Source organism: Cupriavidus sp. HMR-1 (genome assembly GCF_000319775.1).
In the GTDB taxonomy this organism is placed as follows: domain Bacteria; phylum Pseudomonadota; class Gammaproteobacteria; order Burkholderiales; family Burkholderiaceae; genus Cupriavidus; species Cupriavidus metallidurans.
The window spans coordinates 88,124-105,633 of record NZ_ANKP01000042.1 but is presented as its reverse complement, the minus strand read 5'-3'; the positions used below and the strand labels follow the sequence as shown (position 1 = coordinate 105,633).

Below are 17,510 nucleotides of genomic sequence, written 5' to 3'. Positions count from 1 at the left end.
TCCGCGCGTTGGCCTGCGCGGCATCACACATCGCAAGCTGGCCGAACACCTCGCCGTCGATCGGCGAACGCACGGCCAGCACGCCTGGCGCGGCGCCTTCGGCTGGCGTCCACGGTGGCGGCAGGTCCATGGCCTGCCAGCAGGCTGCGATCTCTTGCGCTTTCATGCGAGCGTCTCCTGTAGCGGATGATGCGAGTAGTGCTGGCCGAAGCGGTTGGCCAGGAACCGGTCGAGCGGCATGGCTTCCTGCGGCACGAACCCGGCCTGCGGCAGCACGCCCGTGGCCACAAGGTCGAGCGCCGTGCAGATGCCCGCCGCCGTGGTCAGCTGGATCGCGTTGACGTGGCCAATCCCGGCAAAGTCCGCCATGCCGCCGATGCGCGCGGAGAACGATGCCTGCGTGAGCGGTCCACGCTTGCCCTCGCCCCTCACGCCGGGCGGATGCCCGGTGGCGCTGGCGAAGACGATCACCACGTCCTGCTCGGTGACCGGAATCGCGTGCTCGAAGATCTCGCGCAGCCACTCGCGCCGTTCGCGCAGCCGCAGGTCGTTCAGCAGCAGTTTCATCTGCGCGCAGTGCCCGGGGTAGCGGATCGACTTGTAGTCGACTTGCCGCGCATGGCCTGCCAGGGTGTCTGGCAAGGTGCCCAGCCCTCCAGATGTATTAAAGGCCTCGTATTCGACGCCGTCCAGTGCGAAGGTCTCATGCCCTTCCAGCGCGGGCAGCTCCACGCGCCGACCGTCGACGATGGCTTCGCACGGGTTGCAGTACTCGTTGATCAGCCCTTCGGTGCTCCACGTCAGGTTGTACTTGAGCGCGTTGCTCGGATAGCGCGGCAGCGCGCCCACGCGCATCCGCAGATCCAGAAGTTCGCCGCCGCCGCGCAGGAAGCGCTGCGCAAGGTCGTGGCCAACCACGCCGATGAAACCCGGCGCGAGCCCACACTGGGGCATCAGCACGGCACGCGCGCTCCGCCCCAGTTCGCGAATCACCCGGGTGGCGGCCACATCCTCGGTCAGGTCGAAGTAGTGCACGCCAAGCCGCGCCGCCACTTTTGCCACGTTGATGGCGGCATGGAACGGCAACGCATTGAGCACCGCATCGGCGCCGGCCAGCAGCGCCGCGCAGGTGCCGGGTTCGGTTGGATCGCCCGCGCGCACGGCGATCTGGCGCGGCATGCCGTCGAGCCGGTGCGCGTCGTGATCGACCAGGCAGACACGGTAGTCGCCAGAGGCGGCCAGCATCGCGGCAATCACACGGCCGATCTTGCCGGCGCCGAGCACCACCACGGATAGCGGCCGTGGTGCCAGGGTCAGGTCGCGCACGGCGGCGGGACCAAGCGTTGAGGGTTGCATGGCGGGCTCCGTCAGAAGGTCATGAAAAGCATTCGTTGTGACTGAAGTATGGGCAGCAACGCGCACGTTTTGTAGCCACAAGATTGACGAAAGCCCGGCATAATCCGACGTATCGACGTCCAATACTGACGAATCGTCAGAGCGAGCCATGGCAGAACTCGACCAGACCGATCGGCACCTGCTGGCGCTGCTGCAGGCCAACGCACGCGAGAGCGCTGCAAACCTGGCGCGCGCGCTTGGCATCGCCCGTACCACCGTGGTGGCGCGTATCGCGCGCCTGGAGAAGATCGGCGTGATCGCCGGTTACGGCGTGCGGCTGGGTCGCCAGATGGAAGACAACGCGATCCTGGCGTTCTGCGGGCTCTCCGTGCAGCCCAAGGCGTCCCCTGCCGTGGTGCGCGCATTGCAACGCTTCCCGGAAATCGAGGAACTCAATTCGGTCAGCGGCCCGGTGGACTACATGGCGGTGATCCGCTGCGACTCGCATGCGCGGCTCGACAAACTGCTCGATGAAATCGGGATGCTCGATGGCGTCAATCACACGCAGACGTCGATCGTGCTGGCGCGGAAGATCGACCGGCGACGGGCAGCTGGCTAGGCGAAGCAGGTCAACCGGCCCTGCCAAGCGCCCACCGCGCGGCTGCACTATCCTCTACGTACTCAGGAGCGGAGACCAATATGAACAATGACATTCGCGTTGCCGTCGGTGGTGTCACTGGCTGGGCCGGTGGCGAGCTGGCACGCGGCGTGGCACATGCCGCCGACATGACACTGGTGGCAGGCCTGTCGCGCGGCGCGGCGGGACAGGCACTGGCGAAACTGACGGGGCACGCCGACACGCCGGGCATTGCCGTGGCCAGCATCGAGGAACTGAACCAGACGCCTTACGACGTCTATGTCGAATACACCGAGCCGGTCATCGGCAAGCACAACATCCTGCAGGCGCTGGCGCGCGGCGCGCACGTCGTGGTGGGCACCTCGGGGCTGACGGACGACGACTACGTGGAAATCGACGCCGCCGCGCGCAAGGCTGATCGTGGCGTGCTGGCTTGCGGCAATTTCGCGATCACGGTGGTGCTGCTGCAGAAGTTTGCCGAAATGGCCGCGCGCCATCTGGAGCACTGGGAAATCATCGACTACGCCAAGGCTGGCAAGGTCGACGTGCCGTCTGGCACGGTCCGCGAACTCGCATTCCGGCTCGGTCAGGTCAAGGCCGCCGCGCAGGTGGTGCCGATCGACGAGCTCAACGGCCCGAAGGAAACGCGCGGCGCGACGATGTCAGGCACGCAGGTGCACGCGGTGCGGCTGCCCGGCTACCAGCTCGGTGTAGAGGTGATCTTCGGCGCCGATGGCCAGCGCCTGCACCTGAAGCACGAAGCCGGCGACGGCTCGAAGCCGTACGTGTCCGGTGCGCTGCTCGCGATCCGCAAGGTCCACACCGTGCGCGGCGTGGTCCGCGGACTCGACAAGGTGATGGAAGGGCTCTGACGAGCCCGACGACTCCGGGCGCCTTACCAGCTGCCGGGGTTCACCGGTTTGACGGGCGCCTTCTTCTCCGCCTTCTCCTTCTCGGCTTTCTCGGTCCCCTTGCCGGACTTCGCCGCCGCGTCTGACGCCGGCGGCGCGAGCGACTTGGCCACCGCGGCATCGCGATTGGCCATCAGCGCGCGCGCCTGCGGCAGCAGCAGTTCGATCGTGCCTTCGGACGGGTCCTCTGGAATCGCGTACAGCTCGACCGTCAGCGGGCGATGCATCCAGCCCGCGTGAATGGTCTTCACCGCATTGCCGGCCTTGTCCTTCATGTCGACCATTTCCTTGCGGAACGGCTTGCCGTAGCGCGCGGAGAGCGACTGCTCGGCGGCATCCTGCGACTTGATGCCATCCGTCGGCACCATCACGCCCACCAGCGCATTGCCGTCGACGAACGCCAGCAGGTGCGGGCCATCCATGAAAACCGGACGCTTGTCGCGCGGCACGCCAATCTGGCGCATCGTGCCGTCGCCGCGCAGCTCGACGCATAGCGCTGTCACGTCCTTGCCATCCGGCGTGCGGTGGTCGGCACAATCGGCCAGCGCGGGCAGCGGGTTGCCGATCTCGAGCGTGCCGAGGATCTGGGCCAGCGCGTCAGTCCCGGTGGGGGCCGGCGCGGCAGCTACGGCAGCTACGGCAGGTGCGGCGGGTTTCGCGGGTGTTGCGGGTGCGGCATGGGCGACGGACGTCGCCAGCAGGCTGGCGAGCGCCAGCCCGGCAAGAGGCAATCTCAAAACTCACTCCTGAAAACGGCTCCGCGTTGGAGTCGGCCCCGCGCCGAGGGTTCAAACCCGTCCACCGGAGTGACGTCTGGTCGACAGATTGGCCGAGGCGGCTAGCGGAGCATGTGCTTCACGGCGTTGAAGCATACCAGCGCGAGGCCGATCAGCACCGCCCACAGGATCAGGCGCGGTATCGGGCTCGGTGGAAGCTGGCGCGACGGGGTACGCTGCATGACGGGCATGCGCATACGGGAGTTGGTCTGCAATCCGCGCGTGTGCCAGATGGTGGTGTCCGCGCCAAGGTCCGCCGCCTGGGGCGTTTCGCGCCGAGGCTGGCTGCCCGGCGCCCTGGCTTGCGTGCTGGTATTGGTGCTGGTACTGGTCGAAGCCTTGCTGGTGGAACTACTGGTCGAACGCGTGCCGACCGGTCGTTGCGTGGCCATCCCCTGCTCCCCGATTGCATCGATTGCCGACGTATCAGTGTGCCGCCGGTACACACGCGTGGCCGCCGGTCTGCAGCCCCCGGTCCACGCGCGGCACATGTTAAGACAAAGTCGCCGCGTCCGCCACCGTGCCTTTCCTCTGGCAGCGGTGGCACCGACGCGTCACGCCTTCACGCGGACGCGGACGCTGACTTCCGGCCGATCGACATTGCCTCGCGGCGGAAGGCGTGGCCCATGTGGTGATAGAACGGATGCGGGTTGAACTGGCGCGACAGGAACGACGCCAGCAGCGACGCCGCGAGCAGGTAGATCGTCAGATCCTGCGTGCGGGTCATCTCCATCACGATCACGCTGGCCGTGATCGGCGCCTGCGTGGCGGCGGCCAGGAATGCGGCCATCGACACCAGCGCCAGCACGCGCGGCTCGGTCGCGCCCGAGAGGAAATGGGACACGGTATCGCCGATGCCCGCACCGATGGCCAGCGAGGGGGTGAAGATGCCGCCCGGGATGCCCGCGAAATACGACACCACCGTGGCAACGAACTTCGCCAGCCCGAACCAGATCGTGCTGTGCGGCGTGCCGTTGATCAGGCCGGATGCCTGCTCATAGCCCGTGCCGAACGTCGCGCCCGCGGTTGCCCAGCCGAGCGCGGCCACGACGAGGCCGCAGAAGAACGCCACCATGACCGGATGCGCGTTCAGCCAGCCGCGCCACGATGTCGGTGTCAGGCCCGGCACCCCTGCGATCAGCAGCTTGGCGAACAGCCCGCCCATCACGCCGTTGACCACGGCGCAGAGCAGCACTGGCCCCCAGGCGTCGTGCAGCACCAGCATCGGCACCTTGACGCTGAAGTACGGATTGTTGCCGAGCACTGCCAGTGACAGGAAGCCTGCCGTCAGCACGCCGGATAGCACCAGCCTGTCCCAACGCACCGACGTGCCACGGCCCAGTTCCTCGATCGCGAACACCACCCCGGCGAGCGGCGTGTTGAAGGCCGCGGCAAGACCGCCGGCCGCACCGGCAGCGATCAGCGCGTTCGGATGAAAGCCGATGCGAAACTGGAGCTTCTCATGACACAAGCGGCCCCACGCCAGCATGGCTGCGGCGCCGACCTGGACCGATGGCCCTTCACGGCCCACCGAGGCACCGGCCAGCAATGCGCCGGTCGTCAGCAACACCTTCCACATGGATTGCCGGAACGAGACCAGCACGGTCTGCGCAACGCCCGCCGGCGGCAGCGTCACGGCGGCGATCACCTGCGGAATGCCACTGCCGCGCGCCTGCGGCGCCAGTCGAATGGTCAGCCAGCGCAATGCGGCCAGCCCGAACGGCAGGATCACGAACGCCAGCCATGGGGTGGCCGTCGTCAGCTTCGCGTTCCAGTTCAGCGCCACTTCGGCGATATATGCAAAGACGATCGAGAACAACGCCACGAAGCCCGCGCCGCACATGAACGCACCATAGCGAATGGTGGTGCGCGAGATTCGGCCAAACTGGCGCGTCTTGCGGAATGCGGTGCTGCGCGCGTGGAAGCGCAGCTTGCTCAGTCGATCGGGGCGGTCCGGGTGTGGCGTGGATTGGGAATCTGGGGGCTTGCCGGCACCAGAAGGTGGTGTGCCTTTGGCGGGATCGGAGGGACCGGAAGAGTTGGACGAATCAGGCGGCTCGGCGGAATCGGTCATGGCGTCGATGCGTGAGCGTTGGCAGCGGGGGATGATGACAGAGGCTGCCGGAGGCATCCAGCGCCTCCGGCAGCCCTCAACTATACGCCCGTCGCTCCCGCTGTCGCGCCAGCCTTCGGCCTAAATCTCAATCCAGCGTGATGTGGTTGGCACGAATCACCTTGCCCCAGTTGTCGCGATCGGCGGTCACATAGCGGTCGATCTCGGCCTGCGTGCGCGGCGGCTGCACCACGAACCCGAGCGCGTTGAACGTGTTGCGGAACTGCGTCTCCGTCAGCACGTGCGATGCTGCGGCTTGCAGCTTTGCGACGGCATCGGGCGGTGTATGCGCCGGCACCGCCAGACCGAACCATGTGGCGGCGCGGAAGTTCGGGTAGCCGCTCTCGGCGACGGTCGGCACGTTGGGCAGCACGTCGAGCCTCGAGCTTCCGGTCACGGCCAGCGCCTTGAGCTTGCCAGCCTTGATATGCGGCAGCGACGTGCTGACCACGTCGACCATAAGCTGGACGTTGTTACCCAGCAGCGCGGACAGCGCCGGCGCCGAGCCGTTGTACGGCACGTGCGTCATCTCGATGCCGAGTTCGGTCTTCAACATCTCGGTGGCGAGCTGCAGCGAATTGCCGAGCCCCACCGACGAATAATTGAGCTTGCCATTGGCAGCCTTGGCGTAAGCCGCGAACTCCTTAATGTTGTTGGACGGTACCTGGTTATTGACGACCACCACGAGTGGCGCTTCCACACCGACCGTGATGATCTTGAATTCCTGCGGCTCGTAGCCGGGCTTCTTGTAGAGCATCGGATTCAGCACCATGCTCGCGCTGGTGACCAGCAGCACCGTGTAGCCGTCCGGCTGCGCACGCGCCACGCTCTGCGTTCCGATCATCGTGTTCGCGCCGGGGCGGTTCTCCACGAGCACGGGCTGCTTCAGTTCCCGCGATACGCCTTCGGCAATCCCGCGGCCGAACTGGTCGGTCGAGCCGCCGGGCGCGTAGGGCACCACGAGCTTGATGGGCCGATCCGGCCATGCGGCGGACGCGGATGACAGGGTCGTGGCAAGGCCGAGCGCTGCCGCGGCCAGGATGGCGGTTCTGCGATGCATGTTGTCTCCTGCTGCTTTTTGTTTTATGTGTGTTGTCTCCCCGCCCCCGCAAAGCGGGAAAGCGGAGTCTGTCAGTGGCCGACGCCGACGCCGGCGCGGCCGGCTTCCGTCAAACCCTCCGCTGCCGCCCTGCCCAGTGCTGGTCGCGCAGCCGACGCTTTGCCAGCTTGCCCGTCTCGTCGCGCGGCAACTGCGCGACGATTTCGATCGTGCGCGGCACCTTGAAGCCGGACAGCCGGCCTCGCATCCAGTCGATCACGGCCGCCGGATCGAGCGTCGCGCCGGCCGTCGGCTGAATCACGCCGTGGAGCCGCTCGCCATACTCGTCGTCCGGCACGCCAAACACCACGCAATCGGCCACGCCGGGATAGCGCACGAGTTCATGCTCGATCTCGGCCGGATAGATGTTCACGCCACCCGAGATGACCATGTCCGACGCGCGGTCGCAGATGAACAGGTAGCCATCCGCATCGAGGTACCCCATGTCGCCAAGCGTGACGCGTCCGTCCACATCGATCGTCCGTCGTGCGGCATCGTTGTTCAGGTAGGTGAAATCGGGATAGGCGGGCTGGCGGACGTACACGAGCCCGACTTCGCCAGGCGCGCAGGGTCGTCCGGATTCGTCGATGATGCGCACGCTGGCCGCATCGACCGGACGCCCCGCCGTGCCCGGACGCGCGGCCGCGTCCTCGGGCGTGGCCACGGTGACCATGCCTGCCTCGCTCGACGCATAGGTTTCGTGGATTACCGGGCCGAACCAGTCGAGCATGGCGCGCTTGACCTCCGGCGCGCACGGCGAGCCCGTGGACGCGACAAAGCGGATCGACGACAGGTCGTAACGCGCGCGCACCTCGGGCGGCAGCTTGAGCAGGCGCACGTACATGATCGGCACGAGGTAGAGCACGTCGATGCGATGCTTCTCGACCAGCGCCAGCACCTGCTCCGCGTCGAAGCGCGGCGTCAGTACCAGGCGCTCGGCCATCTGCAACGCGTTCTGGATAAAGACACCGGGCGCGCTGTGATAGAGCGGCGCGGACATCAGCGCACGGCACCCGGGCACGATCCCGATGGCCTTGGCCACCACCGATCGCATGCGCGCGGTCTGGTCCTCGAGTTCGCCCAGCGGCACCGCGCTGCGCAGCACGCCCTTGGGACGGCCGGTGGTGCCCGACGTATAGGCCAGATGTCCACGCGGCGCAACGCGTGGGCCGTCGTACGGCGATTGCGTGGCGAGCCAGGGTTCGTAGGCGATGGTGCCGGTAGCGGTGGCATCGGCGTCGCTGCCGTTCACGGTCAGCACGGTCATGCCTGCGGGAATCACTTCGCGCATCGACGGGAACAGATCGGCCTCGATGATCAGCACGCGGGCGCTGCTGTCCTCCAGCAGGAAGCGGGCTTCCTCCGGCGTGAAATGCCAGTTGATCGGGCAGTAGTAGACGCCGGCCGTCCGGCACGCGAAGACGACGTCGGCAAACACCGGGTCATTGCGCAGCATCACGGCCACCACCGCGCCCTCCTCGAGCCCCAGCCGCCGCAGGCCACCCGCCAGCCGGTTACCGCGGTCGAGCACTTCGGTGCCGGTGCGGTGCAACGATTCGAACCAGAGGTCTGCGGCCATGCGGGGTCTCCTGTCTGCGCATTTTGTTGACCGAACACTGTAGCGGTGCCTACTGGCATCGACAATGCCTCCGACTGGAATCACAATGTTGCGTCAAACTTGACAATGCTCAATCAGGCGCTTTATGGATCTCCATCTCGTCCAGGCTTTCGTCGACATCGTGGAAGCCGGCAATCTGGCCGAAGCCGGCCGGCGGCGCGGTGTCACGCGCTCGCAGATCAGCCGCCAGCTTGGTCAATTGGAAGAACAGGCCGGCGCGATGCTGCTGCGGCGGACCACGCGCCGGCTAGAGATGACCGACGCAGGACAATCGCTCTACGAGCACGGCTTGCGCATCCTGCAGGAAGTGGCGGCCGCGCAGGCCGAGATCGACAGCCTGGGCAAGACGCTGCGCGGTCACGTGCGCGTGAGCGTGCCCACCGGCCTGGGCGATGCGTTCATCGCCCCGCTGCTGCTGCAGTTCGCCGAGAAGCACCCGGGCATCTCGCTGCGCGTGTTCTTTGCCAACCGTGTGACCGACCTGATCGCGGCGGAAATCGACGTGGCGCTCAAGGTAACGTCCGAGCCGCCGCTCGATACCGTGGCGCGCGACGTGTGTCCGATCCACTGGCAACTCTGCGCCTCGCCCGCCTATCTGGCCGGCATTGCGCCGATCCAGCAGCCCGCCGATCTGGCCGCCTGCCGCTTCCTCTGCCCGCCCTACACGTCCAGACGCTTCCTGCTGACTTTGGGCCGCGATACCTGCGACGGCCCGGAACGCGAGGATGTCGACATCACGCCGTACCTGCAGTCCGAACACTTTCCCTTCCTGATGAATGCCGTGCGCCAGGGGCACGGCATCAGCCTTCTGCCGCTCTACATGACCTGGGAAGATGTGCGGCGCGGCACGCTGGTACCCGTGCTGCCCGACTGGAAGCCCAAGGGACTGGGCAACCGGCTCTACATCTTCACCACCGCGAATCCGCATCTGTCGATGGCCACGCGGGCGCTGATCGGCTTCCTGCGCGAGACGGTGGCGGAGCTGGAGGTGTTCAAGGAGCGCTGAAGGCTCCACATCGCGCGCCATCGTCGATTTGCACTCGCTCTGCAAACTTTCAATTCGCAAGCTATGATTCATGCCAAAGCTTGCAAGCTGAAAGTAAAAGAGCGAGGAGACACATGGTACCGACCGATTTTTCCACCATGCCCTGCCCGATCGCGCGGTCGATGGCGATGCTGGGCGAGCGGTGGGCGATTCTGCTGATGCGCGAGGCCTACTACGGCAGTTCGCGTTTCGATGAGTTCGAGAAGAACCTGGGCATTGCCCCGAACATACTTAGCGCCCGACTCAAGACGATGGTCGAGCACGGGCTGCTCGACAAGGTGCCGGCCCCGGGCGGCGGCGCGCGCCACGTCTACGTGCTCACCGAGATGGGCCGCGACTTCTTTCCCGTATTCGTTACGCTGAAGGACTGGGCGGACCGGTGGCTGGCCGATCCGAAGGGTCCGCTCACCGTGCTCGAAGACAAGCGCGAGGGCAAGGAGATCCTCGCCGGCAAGCTGACGCGCGACGATGGCAGCGCGATCACCGTGGACGACCTGCGCGTGAAACCCGGCCCAGGCGCCGGACGGTATCTGCGCGCGCGTTTTGGCGAACCATCCTCGGAGGCGGCCGATCATGCAAAAGTCTGATGCGCTTGCGCTCGATGGTTCGGCGGCCCTTGCCGAGCCGGTGCCCGCCACCGAGATCGCGCGCGGCATTGCCGTGCTGGCCGCGCCGACCAGTCTGGTGGCATTCCTGCAGGCCGGCGCGCAACTGATCGAAACCTGGCTGGCCGCGCGCCAAGGTACGGCATCGCTGGCCGGATGGGCGGTGGTGTTGCCATTCGCGCTGCTGCTGCAACAGATGTCGACGGGGGCGATGGGCGGTGGCGTGGTATCGGCCATCGCGCGCGCGCTCGGTGGTGGCAAGCGCGAGGAGGCATCGTCGCTGGTGCTCCACGCGCTGATCATCGCGGTGACGGCCGGGCTGATTTTCGCAATCGTGCTGGCAGGCTTTCCGCGCAGTGTGTTCGGCGCAGTGGCCGGCGCGACAGCGGCCGAAGCCGCGGCGAGCTACGCGATCTGGTTGTTCGGCGCCGGTGCCGTGCCCGCGTGGCTGGCCAATACGCTGGCATCGGTGCTGCGCGGTGGCGGACGCCACGCGCTGGCGGCACGTGTGCTGGGCGGCATGTGGGTGGTGTTTCCGGTGCTGTCCTGGTGGTTGGCGGAGCGCGTCGGCATGGGGCTGGCAGGCATCGGGGCGGCGCTGGCGGCCGTGTCATGGGGGGCGGCGTTGGTGATGGCCTATGTGGTGTTCCGTGGCGGCGCGGGCTTCGTGCCTTCGCTGCGCATCCGCCCGTCGAAGGCGCTGTTCTACCGGATTCTCTCCATCGGCCTGGTGGCCTGCGCTCTCGCATCGGTCGCCAACCTGACCACGATTCTCGTCACGGCCCAGTTGCGGCACTACGGCACCACGACCGTAGCCGCGTATGGCATCTCCGCCCGGCTCGAATTCCTGATGATCCCGCTTGCGTTCGGCGTGGGCTCCGCGTTGACAGCCCTGGTGGGCCGCGCCGTGGGCGCCGGTGACTGGCATACCGCGCGCCGCACCGCCTGGGTCGGCGCGTTGCTCGCCTTGCTGATTGCCGGGACGGTAGGCGCGGCGGTCGGGCTGGCGCCAAACCAGTTTGCCGGACTGTTCACCCAGGACCCCGATGTCGGCGCGATTGCCGCGCGCGCGCTGTCGTGGGTCGGCCCGGCGTTCGGCGGCTTCGGCCTGGGGATGGCGCTCTACTTCGCGTCGATGGGTGCGGGCCGTATGCGCTGGCCGATCGCCGCGGGCCTGTGCCGTATCGCCCTGGCGGCGGGCGGTGGCTGGCTGCTGGCCAACGTCGCCGGGATGGGGCTTGACGGACACTTCCTCGGCGTGGCGCTCGGCATCACGTCATACGGGCTCGTCACGGCCATCGGCGTGCGCAAGGGGGAATGGTCGCCGCGCCACTGACGGCCAGCGGTCAGCGGTCAGCGGTCAGCGGCTAGCCGCTGACCGCGGCCTCCTTACCTGCGGAATCCCCCGCGGAAGTGGCCGCCACCACCGCCACCGAAACGTCCACCCCCGCCCTGGAATCCGCCGCCGCCGATACGGCCCTGCCATTGCTGCGCCGCTGAGCTGTTGAAGCGCTGCTGACCGGCCTCGCGCGCCTGGCGCTGCTGCTCGAGCTGGCCCTGCACATTACTGTTCGGCTGCACCGGTTGCCAGCCGCTTGGCGTGTGCTGCTGCCAGCCGTTGTCGGTGTGCTGGTAGACGTTGCCGTCGTGCCCGGCGTAGACATTGCCGTTGTTCCAGGCCACGGCATTGCCCTTGTCCGGGTTGGCGACGAATCCGCGGCTGCCCGCCGTGTGCTGCCCGGTCTGGGTATTGCCCGCGACGCCCGCTTCCGCCGCGCCGACGCGTCCGGTCTGCGCGTTGTAGCCCGCGGCCTGCCGCCCGGCCGCATAGTTGCCGTTGTACTCGTTGCCGACCACACCGCCACGCGCGGCGCCTTCGCGGCCGGTGGAAGGATTGGCGAACGAGCCCTGGCGCCCCGCCGCATAGTTGCCCGAGTACGGATTGAACGCGGCGCCCCGGCTGCCCTGGTAGCGCGCCCCGGTAGCAGCGTTGTAGCCGTAGCCGGCCGTGCCGCGCCATTGCGTGCCCGTCCAGGCATTCCAGCCCTCGGCGTGCGTGACCGTGCCCTGCCCCCAGCGGCCGTAGAAGTTGGCTTGGTTCACGTTCACGTAGTTCCAGTTGTACTGGCCGCCCCACCAGTACGGGCCCCAGTACGGAGCCGCCGCGCCCCAGATCGCGCCAGCCGCGAATCCGAAAGCGAAGCCTTCGGCCACGCCGATGCCAAACCCGGCGCCATAGCCATAGGTCACCGGATAACCGTAGTAGTAGGTGCCGACATACGGCGGATAGACGTAGCCGGTGCCGTAGACCACGGTGCCGTCCGGGCTGACCACGACGCCCATGTAGCCGGGTGTGTAACCCACCACTACCGCTTCCGGCGTCACCGAATAGATGCGCACATAGGTCACGTAGTACACCGGCGAGCTCGGCGGAATCGTGTAGATCGCGGAAGGCACCTCGGTCGCGACCACCCACGGGCCGACCGGCGCACCGGAGGTGAACCAGATGCCGTTCGACACCGCGTAGTAGCGACCGCTATCGACCTCGATCACGGGCGTGCCGGTGTTCACCGCGTAGCGCAGCGACGTACCGGTGATCGGCTCGAATTTCGGCGCGCCATCATAGGTCGCGGTCATCGTGGCCTTGGTGCGCGACACCGACGCCGTCTGCGGAATCGTCGCCGCGATCTCGGCTTCCCGGGCCTGCGGCGTGCCGGGGACGGACACCAGCACGTTCGCCTTCGGGTCCTGCGGCGAGATCTTGGTGAAATTGGCGGGCAGCTTGTCGCCGGGGACGAACTCCCACGGCCCGCTCAGTACCGGCGCCCGGAACCAGCGTCCCGAGATCAGCACGTAGTACTGGTTGGTCGACGGGTCCAGCAGCACGGCGTGATCGGCGTTGCCCACCGTCAGCAGCTCGACGCCACCGACCGGCTTCATCTGCGGCTCGCCGTCGGTGATCACCAGTTCCGCAGGGCCGGTTGCCAGCAATATGGTGGGCGGCCTGGCGGGCTTCTTGCCGTCGGCAGGCATCATCGGATCGGGCCTGGTCTGGTCCTTGGCCGCCTGCAACTTGCTGGCGGCGCCCAGCACGGCCGCGGGTGGATTGGCCACGCTATCCCAATGGCCACCGGCCGATTCCGACCGATACCAGTAACCCGCCGCCTGCAGCCACAATTCGCCGCCCTGCTCACGCAGCATCAGCGCGCGGCTGTCGATCGCGCGCTCGATCTGCGTGCCTGGCACTGCGCGCCAGACCGGCTCGCCATCGACATGCACGAGCAGCGTGGGTGTGGTCGCGAAGAAAATCTGCGGCACGTCGTTCTTGACCGGCACCCTTGTTGCGCGAGCCAGTTCCTGCGACACCGCGTAGCTGGCCTGCAGTTCATCGAGCGGGACGGTCAGCCCCTTGGGCGGCAGCCGTCCGATCAGCGCGGTGCGCACCTTGTCGGCCGCATCGGGGCGTGTGGGCACGTCAACGCTGTCGATCTGGATCTGCGTGAGCTGGACCAGCCCGGACGGCTTGTCGATATCGGCCTGCGCCGAGAACCGGGCCACGCCATAGGTGGGCGTGCCGTCCTTCTCGCCAACGGCCACCGCAGCCCGACCCGACAGCCGGTTGCCTTCCCATTTCTCGATCTCAGGCTGATAGAGCTCGATGTGCTCCCCTGCGGCGTCGAAATTGCGTGGCCAGTTCAGCGACGGCAGCTTCTGGGCCGCGCTGGCCGAGGTTCCGGGGTTGGCGGCCAGGACGGCCGGCGTGGCCGCCGTCAGCAGGGCGGCTGCCATCAGCGCCTGGCTCAGGAAGGTGCGCTTCGGGAATGACATGAGATCTCCGGCATGAGTGAGCAGTATGCGACACCGCGCGTATCGTCGGTCGAATCTAAAGTAGTGCGAAGACTGGAACAATCCGCCTCGAAAACATTCAGGATGACCACGGAAACCTGACAGATCACCTTCCCTGGGCCGGGCGAGGATTTCGCGATGATGGCGTGCTTCCTCCTGCTCCCCGGTTGATGTTACGCCTCTCGAAACCCCTTGAAGCGCCCCGTCTGCGCCCTCACGTTCTAACGATCTCATCTTCGCGCCCCCCGCCATGAGTGCCATACGCTCCCGACGTTCGCTACTGATCCCCGTGCTGATCATGGCGCTGCTCCATGTCTATATCGGCGTGCGGCTGCTGCCCGGTCTGCCGGTGCCAATGATCGTCCACAGCCTTGCCGTGCTGTGGCTCATCGCCTCGACCCTGCTGATGCCAGCCGCGTTGATGGCGCGCCGACTATCGACGCCATGGGCCGACCAGCTTTCGTGGGTCGGCATGATGGCGATGGGGTTCTTCTCGTCGCTGCTGGTGCTGACCATTGCGCGCGACCTCTTCCTGTTGGTGACGCTAGCCATCGGCTGGCGCCCGCCCGGCCTGACGGGCTATAGCGCCCTGGGCGCGATTGCGCTGGCCCTCGCCGTGACGGTGATCGGCTTCTTCCAGGCGCGCGGGCTGGCGAAGGTCAAGGAAGTGGACGTGCCGATCGCCAACCTGCCCGACGCGCTGCACGGTTTCACGATCGCGCAGATCAGCGATATCCACGTGGGACCCACCATCAAACGCCCGTATATCGATCGCATCGTCGATCGCGTGAACAGCCTGGCGCCCGATGCGATCGCCATCACAGGCGACCTGGTCGATGGCTCGGTGCGCGAGCTTTCCGCGCACACCGCGCCATTCGCGCGGCTATCGGCGCGGCACGGCGCGTACGTGGTCACCGGCAACCATGAGTACTACTCTGGCGCGGAAGCCTGGATCGCGGAGCTGCGCCGCCTGGGGCTGCGCGTGCTGATGAACGAACACGTGGTGGTCGAGCGGGGCGACGCCTCGCTAGTGCTCGGCGGCGTGACCGACTTCACGGCCGGGGGCTTCATCGAAAGCCATCGCAGCGATCCGGTGCAGGCCCTGGATGGCGCGCCCCGGGACGCGGCTGCGCGCGTATTGCTGGCGCACCAGCCACGCACTGCGCCGGCTGCGGCTGCGGCGGGCTTCGATCTGCAACTGTCGGGTCATACCCACGGGGGACAGTTCTGGCCGTGGAACCTGTTCGTGCCGATGCAGCAGCCCTACGTGCATGGGCTGAACCGGCATGACAACCTGTGGGTGTATGTGAGCCGTGGAACCGGCTACTGGGGACCCCCGAAGCGGTTCGGGGCGCCTTCGGAGATTACGCTCGTGAGGCTGGTGAGGGCGTAAGGCTGGTGAGGGCGTAAGGCTGGATGGTTTTCTCCCCTCTCCCACAAGTGGGAAAGGGGAGCCAATCAAAACTACCTTACCTATCAGCGCGTGATCGGCTTATACCGAATGCGCTTCGGCTTCGCGGCCTCTTCGCCGAGACGCTTCTTCTTGTCGGCTTCGTATTCCTGGTAGTTGCCGGGGAAGAACTCCACATGCGAATCGCCTTCGAAGGCGAGGATGTGGGTTGCGATACGGTCCAGGAACCAGCGATCGTGCGAGATCACCATCACGCAGCCGGCGAACTCGAGAAGCGCGTCTTCCAGCGCGCGCAGCGTTTCCACGTCCAGGTCGTTCGACGGTTCATCCAGCAGCAGCACGTTGCCGCCGGCAATCAGCGTCTTGGCCATGTGCAGACGGCCACGTTCACCGCCTGACAGCGTGCCCACCTGCTTCTGCTGATCGCCACCCTTGAAGTTGAAGCGGCCGATGTACGCACGCGACGGCGTTTCGTACCTGCCCACGGTCAGGATATCCGACCCGCCCGAGATCTCCTCGAACACGGTCTTGTTGCCGTCCAGCGCATCGCGGCTCTGGTCGACGAACGCCATCTTCACCGTCGGCCCGATCTTGATCTCGCCGCTGTCCGGCTGTTCCTTGCCAGTCAGCATCTTGAAGAAGGTGGACTTACCGGCGCCGTTCGGGCCGATGATGCCGACGATCGCGCCCGGCGGCACCTTGAAGCTCAGGTTCTCGATCAGCATGCGATCGCCGAACCCCTTGCTGACGTTGTCGAACTCGATGACCTCGTTACCCAGGCGCTCACCCACGGGGATGAAGATTTCCTGGGTTTCGTTGCGCTTCTGGTATTCCTGGCTGTTCAGTTCGTCGAAACGGGCCAGACGCGCCTTCGACTTGGCCTGACGACCCTTCGGGTTCTGGCGCACCCACTCCAGTTCCTTGTTCAGCGCCTTCTGGCGGGCCGATTCGCTGGCCTCTTCCTGCTTCAGGCGGTTTTCCTTCTGCTCCAGCCACGAGCTGTAGTTGCCCTTCCAGGGAATGCCGTGCCCGCGGTCCAGTTCCAGAATCCACTCGGCGGCGTTGTCCAGGAAGTAGCGGTCGTGGGTGACGGCCACCACGGTGCCCGGGAAACGCGTCAGGAACTGTTCAAGCCAGTCGACCGATTCGGCGTCGAGGTGGTTGGTCGGCTCGTCGAGCAGCAGCATGTCGGGGCGCGACAGCAGCAGGCGGCACAGCGCCACGCGACGCTTTTCACCACCGGACAGATTGCCAATCTTGGCGTCCCACGGCGGCAGGCGCAGCGCGTCGGCGGCGATTTCGAGCTGCAGCTCGGCGTTATTGCCGTCGCTGGCGGACAGGATCGCCTCGTACTTGGCCTGCTCGGCGGCCAGCGCGTCGAAGTCGGCGTCCGGCTCGGCGTAAGCGGCGTAGATCTCGTCGAGCTTCTTGCGGGCTTCGAACACCCCGCCGAGCGCCTCTTCGACCGATTCGCGCACGGTCTGCTCGGGATCGAGCTGCGGCTCCTGCGACAGATAGCCGATGTTCAGATTCGGCATCGGCGTGGCTTCGCCTTCAATCTCCTTGTCGAGACCGGCCATGATCTTCAGCAGCGTGGACTTGCCGGAGCCGTTCAGGCCCAGCACGCCGATCTTGGCGCCGGGGAAGAAGGACAGCGAGATGTCCTTGAGGATGTGACGCTTGGGCGGAACGATCTTGCCCACGCGGTTCATGGTGAAAACGTACTGTGCCATTGGGGTGCGCGTTCGAATGGTGTCGGGGAATGGCGGGAGTGTAGCAAACGGGCGGGCGCTGCCCCGGCCACACCGGATGAAATCGGGCGCGGCAAGTACAATATCTGGTTTCCCAATCGAACCCGATTGCCGTCGATTCCATGAGCAAAGCCGCCCTGACCCTCCGTTTCAAGTGCAAGAAGTGCACAAAACCCGTCACCCTGTACCTGCAGAAGACGTCCGCGTGCTCGCACATCCTCCCGTACCAGGGCTTCTGCAAGTGCGGCGAAATGATGCGCCATGCCATCGGTGACAAGGACGCCGTCGAGTCGTTCGTGAATTCGATGGACAACAGCTGGATGCATCACCACCACCATCATCACTGAGCATCGTGAATGAAGC

15 protein-coding genes are annotated in these 17,510 nt (G+C 66.4%); 7 read left to right on the top strand and 8 right to left on the bottom strand.

Annotated elements, in window-relative coordinates:
* Positions 1-162 precede the first annotated feature (162 nt).
* A complete protein-coding gene (locus D769_RS06185; RefSeq protein WP_008643129.1) occupies positions 163-1,356 on the bottom strand; it encodes a saccharopine dehydrogenase C-terminal domain-containing protein in 1,194 nt (397 codons plus the stop codon).
* Between the two features lie 148 nt (positions 1,357-1,504).
* Here D769_RS06185 and D769_RS06180 point away from each other — a divergent pair, with 148 nt between their 5' ends.
* Entirely contained in the window at positions 1,505-1,954 is a 450-nt protein-coding gene (locus D769_RS06180; RefSeq protein WP_008643127.1) for an Lrp/AsnC family transcriptional regulator, read from the top strand.
* 80 nt (positions 1,955-2,034) lie between these two features.
* On the top strand, positions 2,035-2,844 hold the full coding sequence (gene dapB, locus D769_RS06175; protein ID WP_008643126.1) for a 4-hydroxy-tetrahydrodipicolinate reductase: 810 nt from the start codon (positions 2,035-2,037) through the stop codon (positions 2,842-2,844).
* 23 nt (positions 2,845-2,867) lie between these two features.
* Here dapB and D769_RS06170 read toward each other — a convergent pair whose 3' ends face one another.
* The 5 genes from D769_RS06170 to D769_RS06150 form a co-directional block, all read right to left on the bottom strand.
* Positions 2,868-3,620 (bottom strand): hypothetical protein, encoded by a 753-nt coding sequence (locus D769_RS06170; protein WP_040010904.1) that lies wholly within the window; start codon positions 3,618-3,620, stop codon positions 2,868-2,870.
* 101 nt (positions 3,621-3,721) lie between these two features.
* Entirely contained in the window at positions 3,722-4,051 is a 330-nt protein-coding gene (locus tag D769_RS06165) for a hypothetical protein (protein WP_008643121.1), read from the bottom strand.
* 170 nt (positions 4,052-4,221) lie between these two features.
* Positions 4,222-5,790: a chloride channel protein gene (locus D769_RS06160; RefSeq protein ID WP_008643113.1), complete on the bottom strand. Its 1,569-nt coding sequence runs from the start codon at positions 5,788-5,790 to the stop codon at positions 4,222-4,224.
* Positions 5,791-5,860: 70 nt separating this feature from the next.
* Entirely contained in the window at positions 5,861-6,832 is a 972-nt protein-coding gene (locus D769_RS06155) for a tripartite tricarboxylate transporter substrate binding protein (RefSeq protein ID WP_008643111.1), read from the bottom strand.
* Between the two features lie 109 nt (positions 6,833-6,941).
* Positions 6,942-8,450, bottom strand: coding sequence for an acyl-CoA synthetase (locus tag D769_RS06150; RefSeq protein WP_008643109.1), 1,509 nt, complete (start codon positions 8,448-8,450; stop codon positions 6,942-6,944).
* 124 nt (positions 8,451-8,574) lie between these two features.
* Between D769_RS06150 and D769_RS06145 the strand changes: the two genes are divergently transcribed.
* The 3 genes from D769_RS06145 (at position 8,575) to D769_RS06135 (ending at position 11,475) form a co-directional block, all read left to right on the top strand.
* Positions 8,575-9,495: a LysR family transcriptional regulator gene (locus D769_RS06145; protein ID WP_008643108.1), complete on the top strand. Its 921-nt coding sequence runs from the start codon at positions 8,575-8,577 to the stop codon at positions 9,493-9,495.
* Positions 9,496-9,608: 113 nt separating this feature from the next.
* A complete protein-coding gene (locus D769_RS06140) occupies positions 9,609-10,121 on the top strand; it encodes a helix-turn-helix domain-containing protein (RefSeq protein ID WP_008643106.1) in 513 nt (170 codons plus the stop codon).
* Positions 10,108-11,475 (top strand): MATE family efflux transporter, encoded by a 1,368-nt coding sequence (locus tag D769_RS06135; protein WP_008643105.1) that lies wholly within the window; start codon positions 10,108-10,110, stop codon positions 11,473-11,475. The genes D769_RS06140 and D769_RS06135 overlap by 14 nt, the downstream gene beginning before the upstream one ends.
* 53 nt (positions 11,476-11,528) lie before the next feature.
* Here the strand turns inward: D769_RS06135 and D769_RS06130 are convergent, their stop codons facing one another.
* Positions 11,529-13,967, bottom strand: coding sequence for a carbohydrate-binding protein (locus D769_RS06130; RefSeq protein ID WP_008643103.1), 2,439 nt, complete (start codon positions 13,965-13,967; stop codon positions 11,529-11,531).
* A 268-nt stretch (positions 13,968-14,235) separates the two neighbouring features.
* On the opposite strand from D769_RS06130, the gene D769_RS06125 reads away from it, so the two are divergent.
* Complete coding sequence (locus D769_RS06125) at positions 14,236-15,378, top strand: metallophosphoesterase (RefSeq protein WP_035881112.1); 1,143 nt, start codon at positions 14,236-14,238, stop codon at positions 15,376-15,378.
* 83 nt (positions 15,379-15,461) lie between these two features.
* On the opposite strand, the gene ettA is transcribed toward D769_RS06125, so the two are convergent.
* On the bottom strand, positions 15,462-17,129 hold the full coding sequence (gene ettA, locus D769_RS06120; RefSeq protein WP_008643099.1) for an energy-dependent translational throttle protein EttA: 1,668 nt from the start codon (positions 17,127-17,129) through the stop codon (positions 15,462-15,464).
* Between the two features lie 140 nt (positions 17,130-17,269).
* Between ettA and D769_RS06115 the strand changes: the two genes are divergently transcribed.
* Entirely contained in the window at positions 17,270-17,494 is a 225-nt protein-coding gene (locus tag D769_RS06115; protein WP_008643097.1) for a hypothetical protein, read from the top strand.
* Positions 17,495-17,510 lie beyond the last annotated feature (16 nt).

What these genes read in the sequence shown, in the direction of transcription:
- D769_RS06185 (WP_008643129.1), bottom strand. Translation starts at nt 1,356, where the DNA reads ATGCAACCCTCAACGCTTGGTCCCGCCGCCGTGCGCGACCTGACCCTG.
- D769_RS06115 (WP_008643097.1), top strand. Translation starts at nt 17,270, where the DNA reads ATGAGCAAAGCCGCCCTGACCCTCCGTTTCAAGTGCAAGAAGTGCACA.
- D769_RS06135 (WP_008643105.1), top strand. Translation starts at nt 10,108, where the DNA reads ATGCAAAAGTCTGATGCGCTTGCGCTCGATGGTTCGGCGGCCCTTGCC.
- D769_RS06125 (WP_035881112.1), top strand. Translation starts at nt 14,236, where the DNA reads ATGAGTGCCATACGCTCCCGACGTTCGCTACTGATCCCCGTGCTGATC.
- D769_RS06155 (WP_008643111.1), bottom strand. Translation starts at nt 6,832, where the DNA reads ATGCATCGCAGAACCGCCATCCTGGCCGCGGCAGCGCTCGGCCTTGCC.
- D769_RS06145 (WP_008643108.1), top strand. Translation starts at nt 8,575, where the DNA reads ATGGATCTCCATCTCGTCCAGGCTTTCGTCGACATCGTGGAAGCCGGC.
- ettA (WP_008643099.1), bottom strand. Translation starts at nt 17,129, where the DNA reads ATGGCACAGTACGTTTTCACCATGAACCGCGTGGGCAAGATCGTTCCG.
- D769_RS06180 (WP_008643127.1), top strand. Translation starts at nt 1,505, where the DNA reads ATGGCAGAACTCGACCAGACCGATCGGCACCTGCTGGCGCTGCTGCAG.
- D769_RS06160 (WP_008643113.1), bottom strand. Translation starts at nt 5,790, where the DNA reads ATGCCTCCGGCAGCCTCTGTCATCATCCCCCGCTGCCAACGCTCACGC.
- D769_RS06150 (WP_008643109.1), bottom strand. Translation starts at nt 8,450, where the DNA reads ATGGCCGCAGACCTCTGGTTCGAATCGTTGCACCGCACCGGCACCGAA.
- D769_RS06140 (WP_008643106.1), top strand. Translation starts at nt 9,609, where the DNA reads ATGGTACCGACCGATTTTTCCACCATGCCCTGCCCGATCGCGCGGTCG.
- D769_RS06165 (WP_008643121.1), bottom strand. Translation starts at nt 4,051, where the DNA reads ATGGCCACGCAACGACCGGTCGGCACGCGTTCGACCAGTAGTTCCACC.
- dapB (WP_008643126.1), top strand. Translation starts at nt 2,035, where the DNA reads ATGAACAATGACATTCGCGTTGCCGTCGGTGGTGTCACTGGCTGGGCC.
- D769_RS06130 (WP_008643103.1), bottom strand. Translation starts at nt 13,967, where the DNA reads ATGTCATTCCCGAAGCGCACCTTCCTGAGCCAGGCGCTGATGGCAGCC.